This window comes from Clostridioides sp. ES-S-0123-01 (assembly GCF_020658415.1).
GTDB lineage: Bacteria > Bacillota > Clostridia > Peptostreptococcales > Peptostreptococcaceae > Clostridioides.
In genome coordinates this window covers 673,139-685,082 of the sequence record NZ_JACVWD010000002.1, presented here as the reverse complement: position 1 = coordinate 685,082, position 11,944 = coordinate 673,139, and the positions used below count along the sequence as shown (strand labels likewise).

Here is an 11,944-nt window from a genome sequence, read left to right as displayed (position 1 = left end):
GTCAAAAAAGTGATATACTAAAAAATATATAAATAGGAAATAATTAATTATAGGGAAATTTTAAAATGATTCAATTTAAAAAATATGAAGAGGTGCTAAGAGTGAGCGTTAAAAATGAAATTAATAAACTTATAGAACAAATAAACTATCATAATGAAAGGTATTATAACCAAGATAGCCCAGAGATATCGGACTACGAATATGACAAGCTAATGAAAGAACTAATATCTTTGGAAGAACAAAATCCAGAACTAAAGAGAGTTGATTCTCCAACAAATAGAGTAGGAGGTAAGCCATTAGATAAATTTAATCAAATTGTACATAAAACTCCTATGCTGAGTTTATCAAATGCTTTTTCAGAGCAAGATTTGAGAGATTTTGATAAGAGAGTTCAGGATTATGTGGGAGACAATGTTGAATATGTTGTTGAATTTAAAATAGATGGGCTTTCAGTAGGTCTTACCTATGATAATGGATCGTTTGAAAAAGGAGCAACTAGAGGTGATGGGATTGTGGGAGAAGATATTTCTCTAAATTTAATGACGGTCAAAAGCATACCTCTTAAAATAGATGAAAAAAAAGAGTTAATAGTTAGAGGAGAAGTCTATATATCAAAAGATAACTTTAGAAAAGTGAATGAACAACAAGAAGAACAGGAACAACCACTATTTGCTAATCCAAGAAATCTTGCAGCAGGTTCATTAAGACAATTAGACTCAAAATTAACTGCAAAGAGACCACTAGATATATTTGTATTCAATATGGAAAATATAGAAGATTATGACTTAAAAAGTCACAGCGAATCCTTAGAATATTTAGAAAAGCTAGGCTTTTCAGTAAGTCAAAATTATAAAGTTTGTAAAAATATAGATGAAGTTATCGAACATATTGAACATTGGACAGAAAATAGAGGTAATTTAGAATACGAGATAGATGGAATGGTAATAAAAGTAAATAATATAAAACAAAGGGAAGAGATGGGATATACGGCAAAGAGCCCAAGATGGGCAATTGCATATAAATTTCCAGCAGAAAAGAAAAAAACTAAAATAGTAGATATAATAGTAGAAGTTGGAAGAACTGGTACAATAACACCATCAGCAGTACTTGAACCAGTTAGACTTGCTGGTACTACTGTAAGTAGAGCAACACTTCATAATGAAGACTATATAAAAGAGAAGGACATAAAAATAAATGATACAGTATTGGTTCAAAAAGCAGGAGATATAATACCTCAAGTTTTAGAAGTTATAAAAGAAGCTCGTACTGGGGAGGAAGTAGATTTTAAAATGCCAGAAAAATGCCCTGTTTGTTCAGAACCAACAGTAAGATTAGAAGGAGAAGCTGCTGTAAAGTGTATAAATATGTCTTGTCCAGCTCAAATAAGAAGGGGAATTATACATTTTGTATCAAGAGACGCGATGAATATAGATGGTTTAGGAGAATCTATAATTACATTGTTGCTAAATGAAAAAATAATTCAAGATGTGTCTGATTTATATTATATAAAACAGGAAGATGTAGTTGATTTAGAAAGAATGGGTGAAAAATCTGCTGATAATTTAATAAATTCAATAGAAAAGTCAAAAGAAAATGATTTATGGAGACTTATAAATGGTTTAGGAATTAAATTTATAGGCGTTAAGGCAGCTAAGATACTTGCTTCAAAATTTAAAGATTTAGATGATGTGATTTCTGCAACAATTGAGCAATTAGAAGATTTAGAGGAATTTGGGAGTATAATGGCAAATAGTGTTGTTGAGTTTTTTAAGGAAGATAAAAATATAAATGTCATAGAAAAACTAAAAAGTGTAGGAGTAAATACAAAATCATTAGAAAATACAGGTGAAACAGTAGAAAGAATATTTGAAGGAATGAAAATAGTATTGACTGGTACACTTCCTACATTAAAAAGAAATGATGCAAAAGATATGATAGAAAAAAGAGGTGGAAAAGCTACATCTAGTGTAAGTAAATCGACAACTTTTGTTTTAGCTGGAGAAGAAGCTGGCTCTAAACTTACAAAAGCAAATGATTTAGGAATTAAAGTTATAGATGAAGAGAGATTTTTAGAATTATTAACTTTATTATCGAAAGATGAAGTAAAAGCTATATTAGAGGGCTAAAAAGTCACTTAATTTAGTAGAAAACTACTATAATTAATGATAGAATAGTTCAGTAAGCTATCGAATTATGAAAAATGACATTATATGAGATTAATAAAATTAAAACTTATAAAAATAAATTTATAAAATATATAAGGATTAGGAAAGGATATAAAAAATGACCAGAAGTTATGATAGAACTAATGAACAGATAAGACCTGTAAAGATTACTAGAAATTATACAAAGTACGCAGAAGGTTCTGTTCTTATAGAAATGGGAGAGACAAAGGTTATATGTACTGCATCAGTGGAAGAAAAAGTACCTCCTTTTTTGAGAAATAGTGGTACTGGGTGGATAAATGCTGAATATTCAATGTTACCAAGGGCAACTCAACAGAGAAAAATAAGGGACGCATCTAGAGGAAAAATCGACGGAAGAACTCAAGAGATACAAAGGTTAATAGGAAGAGCGATAAGGTCTGTTATAGACTTAAATAAATTAGGAGAAAGAACTATTTGGGTAGATTGTGATGTGATTCAAGCTGATGGTGGAACTAGAACTGCATCTATAACTGGGGCGTTTGTAGCAGTTGCAGAAGCAATCTATAAATTATATAAAGCAAAAACATTAAAAGAAATGCCAATAACAAATTTTGTATCTGCAATTAGTGTCGGAATAGTAAATGAAACTCATATGCTAGATTTATGTTACGAAGAAGATTCTAAAGCACAAGTAGATATGAATATAATAATGACTGATAAGTGTGAGTTTGTAGAAGTACAGGGGACTGGTGAAGAGAAACCTTTTTCAAGAAAAGATTTAAATTTATTGTTAGAGTTAGGAGAAAAAGGGAATAAAGAACTAATAAGGCATCAAAGGGATGTTTTAGGTGAAATAGCAGATGAGATATTAGGTATGGATTATGGCAATGAAGTTGTTATTGCTACTAATAATGCTCATAAGTTAGAAGAAATAGGTGCAATCTTAAAGGACTTTGAATATACTGTATATTCTCTAAAAGATGTTGATTTAGCAGGTATAGAAATAATAGAGGATGGAAAAACCTTTGAGCATAATGCATTGATAAAAGCTAGAACAATAGCTAGAAAAACTAAACTTATAGCTATAGCAGATGATTCTGGTTTAGAGGTAGATGCATTAGGCAAAAAACCAGGTGTTTATTCAGCTAGATATGCAGGAGAGCACGCTACAGATGAAGAAAATAGAGAAAAGCTATTAAAAGCCATGCAAAATGTGCCAATGAGTAAAAGAAATGCAAGATTTGTCTCTGCAATAGCAGTAGTTTTTCCAGATGGAAAAGAATTTGTAGTAAGAGGAATTTGTGAAGGAATGATAGGCTTTGAAGAAAAGGGCAAAAATGGCTTTGGATATGATAGCTTGTTTATAGTAAAGGGATATAATAAAACTTTTGGTGAAATACCTAGTGTTATAAAAAATTCAATCAGCCACAGAGCAAATGGACTAAAGATTATGAAACAAGAGTTTATGAAAAGGGTAGTGAAGTAATGAGAATAGGCATAATAAGTGATACACATATGATGATTAAAAATATGGAAAAGACAATACCATATTTAGAAGAATGTGACTTAATAATTCATGCAGGAGACAACTTTACAGACTCAAGATATCTTCATAATATGACTAAAGTGGGAATTATTGCAGTTAAAGGAAATTGTGATTTTGATGCTATAGAAGAAGAACTTGTCTTTGAAGTAGCAAATAAGACTATATTTTTATGCCATGGTGATAAGTATGGTGTAAAATATGGAACACAAATGTTAGAAAATAAAGCTACTGAAGTTAATGCTGACATAGTTATATTCGGTCATACTCATACTCCATTTAGAGAAATTAAAAATGGTGTGCTTTACATAAATCCTGGAAGTACTTCACTTCCAAGAGGAGTATCGTATAAGAGTTTTGTAATTATGGAGATAGAAGAAGATGATATAAATATAGAGGAAATACGCATATAAAGGTGTATTTATCTAAAAAAATAGCAAAAAACACTCAAAAAATTAAATTTTATCAAATAAGTACAACGATATTAATGGAACACTTGTAAATAAAAAAACTTATGTGATATAATTAAGTGGTTGAATTATAAATAGAATGAATTATGATACCATTATCGGGTATTACATAAATATCACTAGGAGGATTAGAAGGATGAAAGCAGAACTAATTAAAAAAGAGGGTAATAAAGTTACTTTAAAAATAACAGTAGATAACAATAAATTTGAAGCAGCAGTAAATAAGGCTTATAATAAAAGCAAAAGCAAATATAATATACCTGGATTCAGAAAAGGTAAAGCTCCAAGAATTGTTATAGAAACTCAATATGGAAAAGGTATCTTCTATAATGATGCTATAGAAGTGTTATTCCCAGAAGTTTATCCAGAAGCTATCAAGGAATTAGATATAGATCCAATAGACAATCCAGATTTAGATATAGAAGAAATAAGCAAAGACAATGGATTAGTTATGGTTCTTAATGTTGAAGTTAAACCAGAGTTTGAATTAGGAAACTATAAGGGTATAGAAGTAGCTAAGGTTGAGAATACTGTAAGTGATGAAAATGTTGAAGCTAAATTACAAGAAATGGTTGAAAAAAATGCTAGATTAGTAAGTGTTGAAGACAAAGCTTTAGAAGATGGAGATACAGCTATAATAGACTTTGAAGGTTTTGACAATGGTGTAGCTTTTGATGGTGGTAAAGGTGAAAATTATAACTTAGTTATAGGTTCAAACACATTTATACCAGGATTTGAAGAGCAATTAGTAGGTAAAAAAGCTGGTGAAGAAGTTGAAGTTAATGTTACTTTCCCAGAAGAATACCACTCAGAAGATTTAGCTGGAAAGCCAGTTGTATTTAATGTAAAAGTAAATGATGTAAAAGTAAAAGAATTATCTGTATTAGATGATGAATTTGCTAAAGATACTAGTGAATTTGATACTTTAGATGAATTAAAAGCAGATGTAAGAGCTAAATTAGAAGAAGAAGCTAAAAATAAAGCAGATGCAGAAATTAGAAATTCAGTAGTAGAAAAAGTTGCTGAAAATACAGAAATAGAAATACCAGAAGTTATGGTAGAACATCAAATAGATAATATGTTAAACGAACTTAACTACCAATTACAATATCAAGGATTTGGATTACAACAATTACTAGAGATGACTGGTAGAACTATGGAAGAATTAAGAGAAGAAAGAAAAGAAGATGCTAAAAAATTAGTTAAATCTTCTCTAGTATTGGAAGCAATAACTAAAGCTGAAGGAATTGAAGCAACAGAAGAAGAATTTAAAGCTGAATTAGAAAAAATGGCTTCTGCTTACAATATGGAAGTAGAAAAAATAGAAACTACTTTAAGAGATGCTGATAAGGAAGATATAAAAGGACAAATAAAAATAAGAAAGACAATAGACTTATTAGTTGAAAGTGCAACAATAGCTTAATAAAATAACCGCTATAACTAATACAGTTGACGTTATAGAATGTTTAGTATATAATGTTGTGCAAATATAATTTAGTTAAATGCGTAAAATAATTTACAGTAGCTTAAAAAAGCTACTGTAAATTATATAGAATAAAGGGGGTATGAAACCATGGCATTAGTACCTGTAGTTGTTGAACAAACAGGAAGAGGAGAAAGATCTTATGACATCTTCTCTAGACTATTAAAGGACAGAATAATCTTCTTAGGAGATCAAGTTAATGATGCCACAGCAGGGCTTATAGTAGCACAGCTATTATTCTTAGAAGCTGAAGACCCAGACAAAGATATACATTTATATATAAATTCTCCAGGAGGAAGTATAACTTCTGGAATGGCTATATATGATACTATGCAATACATCAAACCAGATGTAAGTACTATATGTATAGGTATGGCTGCTTCTATGGGAGCATTCTTGTTGGCAGCAGGAGCAAAAGGAAAAAGACTAGCACTACCAAATAGTGAGATAATGATACATCAACCACTAGGTGGAGCTCAAGGTCAAGCAACAGATATAGAAATTCACGCAAAGAGAATTTTAAAAATAAAAGAAACTTTAAATGAAATATTATCTGAAAGAACTGGTCAGCCATTAGAGAAAATCAAAATGGATACTGAACGTGATAACTTCATGAGTGCATCAGAAGCTAAGGAATATGGCTTAATAGATGAAGTATTTACAAAGAGACCGTAGATAGAGAGAGGTGTTAATATGTCTAAATACGAAGAGAAACGACAATTAAAGTGTTCATTCTGCGGTAAAAATCAAGATCAAGTAAGAAGATTAATTGCAGGTCCAAATGTATACATTTGTGATGAGTGTGTTGAACTTTGTGACGAAATTATTCAAGAAGAAATAGAAGATACTATAGATGAAGATACTACATCTTTACCAAAACCAAAAGAAATGATGAATATCTTAAATGATTATGTAATAGGTCAAGAAAAAGCTAAAAAAGCTTTATCAGTTGCAGTTTACAATCATTACAAGAGAATATATAGTAAAAAGTCTAGTAGCAAGGATATAGAAATCCAAAAGAGTAATATACTTTTATTAGGGCCTACAGGTTCTGGTAAGACATTATTAGCACAGACTTTAGCTAGAACTTTAAATGTACCTTTTGCAATGGCAGATGCTACATCACTAACTGAGGCTGGATATGTTGGAGAAGATGTTGAAAATATACTTTTAAAACTTATTCAAGCTGCTGATTTTGATATAGAAAAAGCTGAAAGAGGTATAATATATATAGATGAGATAGATAAGATTGCAAGAAAATCTGAAAATCCATCTATAACTAGAGATGTTAGTGGAGAGGGTGTTCAACAAGCTCTTTTAAAAATATTAGAAGGTACTGTTGCAAATGTCCCACCACAAGGAGGAAGAAAACATCCTCATCAAGAATTTTTAAAGATAGATACTACAAATGTATTATTTATATTAGGTGGAGCTTTTGATGGGCTAGAAAAGATAATCCAAAAACGTGGTGGAGATAAGACACTAGGATTTGGAGCTAAGATAGAAAGTAAAAAAGAATTAGATTTAGGGAAGTTATATGAAAAAGTACTTCCAGAGGATTTATTAAAGTATGGTATAATACCTGAATTTATAGGAAGAATACCAGTTTTAGCTACTTTAGAATTGCTGGATGAAGATGCACTAATGCAAATACTACAACAACCTAAAAATGCTCTAGTAAAACAATATAAGAAATTATTAGAGTTAGATGATGTTGAACTAGAATTTGAAGATGATGCTCTTCGTGCAATAGCTAAAAAGGCTATAGAAAGAAATACAGGAGCTAGAGGACTTAGAAGTATAGTTGAAAGTGTAATGATGGAAACTATGTTTGAAGTACCATCTAGAGATAATATAAAGAAGGTTATAGTAACAGAGAAATCTGTGAACGAAGACTCAGTAAATCCTATCATAGTACTTAAGGATCAAGAGGAAAGTGCATAAGATGATGAAAAGGAGCTTTAAAAGGCTCCTTTTTTTATGCTAATATGAAATTAGGTATTATTATGATAAAAATGTGAGTAGAATACCTATAATACCAAAGACGAATACAATTGCAATAGAGCCAATTTTTCCCTTATATAGAAGATAGAATGATGCTGCAAATGCGATTATTCCATATAAGTCCCAATTAACTTCTTTTGCAGATGAAAAAGCGGCTGACAGTATAAAACCTAGAGTAATTGGTCTAAGTACCATTAATAAATTCTCTACCTTTTTATTATTTTTGAACTTAGCAAATAACTTTGATATAATGGTTAAACCTACTAATGCAAATACTGTAACACCGATAGTTGCAGATAAAGAACCAAAAAAACCAGCAGTCTTAAATCCAACAAATGTAGCACTATTTATTGCTACAGGACCTGGCGTAGATTGTGATATAGCAAGTAAATCTAAGAACTCTTGATTAGTTATAAGGTGGTATTTAGATATAAATTCTTGTTGAATAAATGGTAGCATAGCATAACCACCACCAAAACTAAAGGCTCCTATTTTAAGGAATATTAAGAAGAGTAGTGTTATTTCTGACATAGACTATATACACCTCCTCCAATTATTAAATAAATAGGACTTATATTGAATACACCAACAGATAAAACTGCTATAATTAATAGTAGTATGTTAGTTTTAGACTTTGGCAGTTTCTTAAACATGCTTGTAAAAGAATACAATATAAGAGCTATTACTACAGGCGCAACTCCTTTAAAAAATCCATCTAGAATTTTAGATGAGGAATTTTTAAAGTATAAATATGACAATACTAAGACTATACAAAATGACGGTAGAGCAGAGCCTAGGGTACATATAAGAACTCCTGGTATACCATAAAGCTTATATCCTAATAATACAGATATATTAATTGCTAGTACTCCAGGATAACTTTGAGCTATGGATAGATAATCGATAAATTCTTCCTGCTCTAAAAGTTTTTGTTTGTTTACAAGTTCATCTTGTATAAGAGGAACCATAGCGTATCCACCACCAAATGTAAACGCACCAATTTTTAAAAAGGTTAAAAACAATTTCAACATAATAGAAACCTCCAAATGATAAATAACATCTAAGTATACTAACATTAATATTATATCATAATAAAATAATAATATAATATGCCAAGAAGTTATTGTTAATGTTGAAAATTAACATGTGCAAATATATAATATAAAATGCAAAATAATTAAACTAGAAAAGGAGTAATGTTGATGGAACAAAATTATACTAAAATAGATCATGAATTACCATTAATCCCTTTGAGGGGATTAGCAATATTTCCATATATGATATTAAATTTTGATATAGGAAGAGAAATATCTCTTAAAGCTTTAGACCAAGCTATGATGGATGAAGAACTTATATTTTTAACATCTCAAAAAGAAGCAGATGTTGATGAACCAGGTGAAGAGGATTTTTATCATGTAGGAACAATTTGTAAAGTTAAACAAATGATAAAATTACCAGGAGATACAGTTCGTGTTTTGGTTGAGGGTGTATCAAGAGGTAGAGTTAAAAAAATAGAGCAAGAAGAAGGATACTTTAGAGCAGTAATAGAAGAAATTGTTTTTGATAGTGATAATTTAGATAGTGAAACAGAAGTTGAAATTGAAGCATTTGTAAGAAATGTATTTGATGCTTTTGAAGAGTATATAAATATTGGAAATAGAGTATCACCAGAAATATTGATATCTTTAGCTGATATAGAAGATGTAGATAGATTTATAGATACAATAGCTGCAAATATTTATCTAAAATCAAGTCAGAAACAAGAAATATTAGAAGAATTTGATATTAAGAAAAGACTTGAACTTATATATTCTATATTACTAGAAGAGATAGATATATTAAAAATAGAAAAAAAGATAACTTTAAGAGTTAAAAAACAAATGAATAAAGTTCAAAAAGAATACTATCTTAGAGAGCAATTAAAAGCTATACAAAAGGAATTAGGTGAGGAAGAAGACATAAATTCTGAAGCAGATGAGTATAGAGAAAAGCTTAAAAAAATAAAAGCACCTAAAACTACTAAAGAGAAAATAGAAAAAGAAATTGATAAATTTTCAAAGATATCTTCAATGTCTCCAGATGTATCTGTAAGTAGAAATTATTTGGATACTATATTCTCATTACCATGGAATAAAGAAACAAAGGATAAACTAGATATAGTTAAAGCACAAGCTATACTAGATGAGGACCATTACGGGCTGGAGAAGGTTAAAGAAAGAATATTAGAGTATTTAGCCATAAGAACTCTTGCTAAATCACTTAAAGGTCCTATAATATGTCTAGTTGGACCTCCAGGGACAGGGAAAACATCTATAGTCAAATCAATAGCAAGAGCATTAAATAGAAAATTTGTAAGAATATCTTTAGGTGGCGTTAGAGATGAAGCCGAAATAAGAGGACACAGAAGGACTTATGTAGGTTCTATTCCAGGAAGAATAATTAATGGAGTCAAAGAAGCTCAGACTAAAAATCCTGTGTTTTTATTTGATGAGATAGACAAAATGGCAGCAGATTATAAAGGTGACCCAGCTTCAGCTATGCTGGAAGTATTGGACCCAGAGCAAAATAAGGATTTTGTGGACCACTATTTAGAAATACCTTTTGATTTATCAAAGATACTATTTGTTACAACAGCAAACAGTTTAAGCAATATTCCAAGACCATTATTGGATAGAATGGAAGTAATAGAAGTATCTGGATATATAGAAGAAGAAAAGTTAAATATAGCAAAACAATACTTACTTCCAAAACAAATTAAAGAGCATGCTTTAAAAGAGAATTTTGTAAAAATGGATGATGAAACTTTAAGAAGCATAATAAATCATTATACAAGAGAAGCTGGAGTAAGAACATTAGAAAGAACTATTGGTAAAGTTTGTAGAAAAATTGCCAAAAAATATGTTGAGGACCCAACACTTGAAGAAGTTGTTGTAAATAAGTCTGACTTAGAAAAATATCTTGGAAAAGATATGTTTAAATACCAACTTGCAGAGCTTAATCCTCAAATAGGGCTTGTAAATGGACTTGCATGGACAGCAGTTGGTGGAGTTACCCTTGAAGTAGAGGTAAATGTGCTTAAAGGAAAGGGTGAAATTGTATTAACTGGAAAACTAGGAGATGTTATGAAAGAATCTGCTAAGACAGGTATTTCTTATATAAGATCAATAGTGGACAAGTTTGATATAGACCCTGATTTTTATAAAACTAATGATATTCATATACACATTCCAGAAGGTGCTGTTCCAAAAGATGGACCATCAGCTGGTATAACTATGGCACTTGCAGTGATTTCAGCACTTACTAAGAGACCTGTACCAGGTAATATAGCTATGACAGGAGAAATAACTTTAAGAGGTAGAGTGTTAGCTGTAGGAGGAGTTAAGGAAAAACTATTAGCAGCTCATAGAGCTGGCATAACAAAAGTTCTAATTCCTAAAGAGTGTGAAGCTGATTTAGATGAGATACCAGAAAATGTAAAAGAAAAGATGGAGTTTGTACTTGTAGAGCATATGGATGAAGTATTAGAACAAGCTTTATTAAAGAGTGGTGAAAAAAATGAAAATTAGAAGTTCAGAGATAACTATGAGTGCTGTGAATAAATCACAGTATCCAGCAGAAGGTATCCCAGAGATAGCTCTGGCTGGTAGGTCAAATGTTGGAAAATCATCAATAATAAATACATTACTTAATAGAAGAAACTTTGCTAGAACTAGTCAAACACCAGGAAAAACTAGAACTATAAATTTTTATCTTATAAATAACGAATTTTATTTTGTAGACCTTCCAGGATATGGGTATGCTAAAATAGCCAAATCTGAAAAAGAAAAATGGGGAGGTATAATGGAACGATATCTAGAAAGTAGACAAGAATTATGTTCTATATTCCTACTTGTAGATATTAGACATGAACCTACAGCAGACGATAAACTTATGTACGAATGGATAAAACATTTTGGATATAACTGTGTAGTTATTGCAACTAAGGCAGACAAAATATCTAGAGGACAATATCAAAAGCATATAAGTATTATAAGAAAGAAATTGCAAATGGAGAGTAGTGAAAAAGTAATTCCTATTTCTTCGCTAAAAAAGACTGGTGTTGAAGAACTTTGGGAAGAAATTGTAAGTCAATACAATCAACATGGATATGAAATAACAGTAGATTAATTTTAAGTGTTTATATATATTAAAATCAAATAAAGGATGCCTCAAAATGTTTTTAAGGGAAATTTTGTGGCATCCTTGTTGTTTATAAGCAATAAATATCGGTAATTATTGTTAGAAATTAATAAAATTA

The 11,944-nt window shown here is 30.3% G+C and carries 10 protein-coding genes; 8 read left to right on the top strand and 2 right to left on the bottom strand.

Translation table 11 applies throughout. The features are described from left to right. Positions 1 to 101 precede the first annotated feature (101 nt). The 6 genes from ligA to clpX all read left to right on the top strand — a co-directional run bounded on the left by ligA (position 102) and on the right by clpX (position 7,587). Positions 102 to 2,126: an NAD-dependent DNA ligase LigA gene (gene ligA, locus IC175_RS06545; RefSeq protein ID WP_227851305.1), complete on the top strand. Its 2,025-nt coding sequence runs from the start codon at positions 102 to 104 to the stop codon at positions 2,124 to 2,126. A gap of 157 nt (positions 2,127 to 2,283) precedes the next feature. After that, positions 2,284 to 3,633: a ribonuclease PH gene (gene rph, locus IC175_RS06540; RefSeq protein WP_227435745.1), complete on the top strand. Its 1,350-nt coding sequence runs from the start codon at positions 2,284 to 2,286 to the stop codon at positions 3,631 to 3,633. Next, positions 3,633 to 4,103 carry a metallophosphoesterase family protein gene (locus IC175_RS06535; protein ID WP_227435747.1) on the top strand — a complete coding sequence of 157 codons (471 nt, stop codon included), beginning with the start codon at positions 3,633 to 3,635 and terminating at the stop codon, positions 4,101 to 4,103. Before rph ends, IC175_RS06535 begins: the two co-directional genes overlap by 1 nt. Before the next feature lie 193 nt (positions 4,104 to 4,296). Further along, complete coding sequence (gene tig / locus IC175_RS06530) at positions 4,297 to 5,583, top strand: trigger factor (RefSeq protein WP_227435749.1); 1,287 nt, start codon at positions 4,297 to 4,299, stop codon at positions 5,581 to 5,583. 150 nt (positions 5,584 to 5,733) lie between these two features. Continuing rightward, the gene (gene clpP, locus IC175_RS06525; protein ID WP_227435751.1) at positions 5,734 to 6,318 is read left to right on the top strand and encodes an ATP-dependent Clp endopeptidase proteolytic subunit ClpP; all 585 of its coding nucleotides are present in this window, start codon (positions 5,734 to 5,736) and stop codon (positions 6,316 to 6,318) included. Positions 6,319 to 6,336: 18 nt separating this feature from the next. Further along, the gene (gene clpX, locus IC175_RS06520; protein ID WP_227435752.1) at positions 6,337 to 7,587 is read left to right on the top strand and encodes an ATP-dependent Clp protease ATP-binding subunit ClpX; all 1,251 of its coding nucleotides are present in this window, start codon (positions 6,337 to 6,339) and stop codon (positions 7,585 to 7,587) included. A gap of 60 nt (positions 7,588 to 7,647) precedes the next feature. On the opposite strand, the gene IC175_RS06515 is transcribed toward clpX, so the two are convergent. Next, a complete protein-coding gene (locus IC175_RS06515) occupies positions 7,648 to 8,178 on the bottom strand; it encodes a chromate transporter (RefSeq protein ID WP_227435754.1) in 531 nt (176 codons plus the stop codon). Then, positions 8,166 to 8,678: a chromate transporter gene (locus IC175_RS06510; protein ID WP_227435756.1), complete on the bottom strand. Its 513-nt coding sequence runs from the start codon at positions 8,676 to 8,678 to the stop codon at positions 8,166 to 8,168. Before IC175_RS06510 ends, IC175_RS06515 begins: the two co-directional genes overlap by 13 nt. Positions 8,679 to 8,849: 171 nt before the next feature. On the opposite strand from IC175_RS06510, the gene lon reads away from it, so the two are divergent. After that, positions 8,850 to 11,213, top strand: a complete 2,364-nt coding sequence (gene lon, locus IC175_RS06505; RefSeq protein ID WP_227435758.1) for an endopeptidase La — start codon at positions 8,850 to 8,852, stop codon at positions 11,211 to 11,213. Continuing rightward, positions 11,203 to 11,814, top strand: a complete 612-nt coding sequence (gene yihA / locus IC175_RS06500; protein ID WP_227851304.1) for a ribosome biogenesis GTP-binding protein YihA/YsxC — start codon at positions 11,203 to 11,205, stop codon at positions 11,812 to 11,814. The genes lon and yihA overlap by 11 nt, the downstream gene beginning before the upstream one ends. Positions 11,815 to 11,944: the final 130 nt, after the last annotated feature.

Excerpts from the sequence above, each read along its gene's own strand:
- IC175_RS06515 (WP_227435754.1), bottom strand. The coding sequence starts at position 8,178 with ATGTCAGAAATAACACTACTCTTCTTAATATTCCTTAAAATAGGAGCC.
- clpX (WP_227435752.1), top strand. The coding sequence starts at position 6,337 with ATGTCTAAATACGAAGAGAAACGACAATTAAAGTGTTCATTCTGCGGT.
- lon (WP_227435758.1), top strand. The coding sequence starts at position 8,850 with ATGGAACAAAATTATACTAAAATAGATCATGAATTACCATTAATCCCT.
- IC175_RS06535 (WP_227435747.1), top strand. The coding sequence starts at position 3,633 with ATGAGAATAGGCATAATAAGTGATACACATATGATGATTAAAAATATG.
- rph (WP_227435745.1), top strand. The coding sequence starts at position 2,284 with ATGACCAGAAGTTATGATAGAACTAATGAACAGATAAGACCTGTAAAG.
- IC175_RS06510 (WP_227435756.1), bottom strand. The coding sequence starts at position 8,678 with ATGTTGAAATTGTTTTTAACCTTTTTAAAAATTGGTGCGTTTACATTT.
- yihA (WP_227851304.1), top strand. The coding sequence starts at position 11,203 with ATGAAAATTAGAAGTTCAGAGATAACTATGAGTGCTGTGAATAAATCA.
- tig (WP_227435749.1), top strand. The coding sequence starts at position 4,297 with ATGAAAGCAGAACTAATTAAAAAAGAGGGTAATAAAGTTACTTTAAAA.
- clpP (WP_227435751.1), top strand. The coding sequence starts at position 5,734 with ATGGCATTAGTACCTGTAGTTGTTGAACAAACAGGAAGAGGAGAAAGA.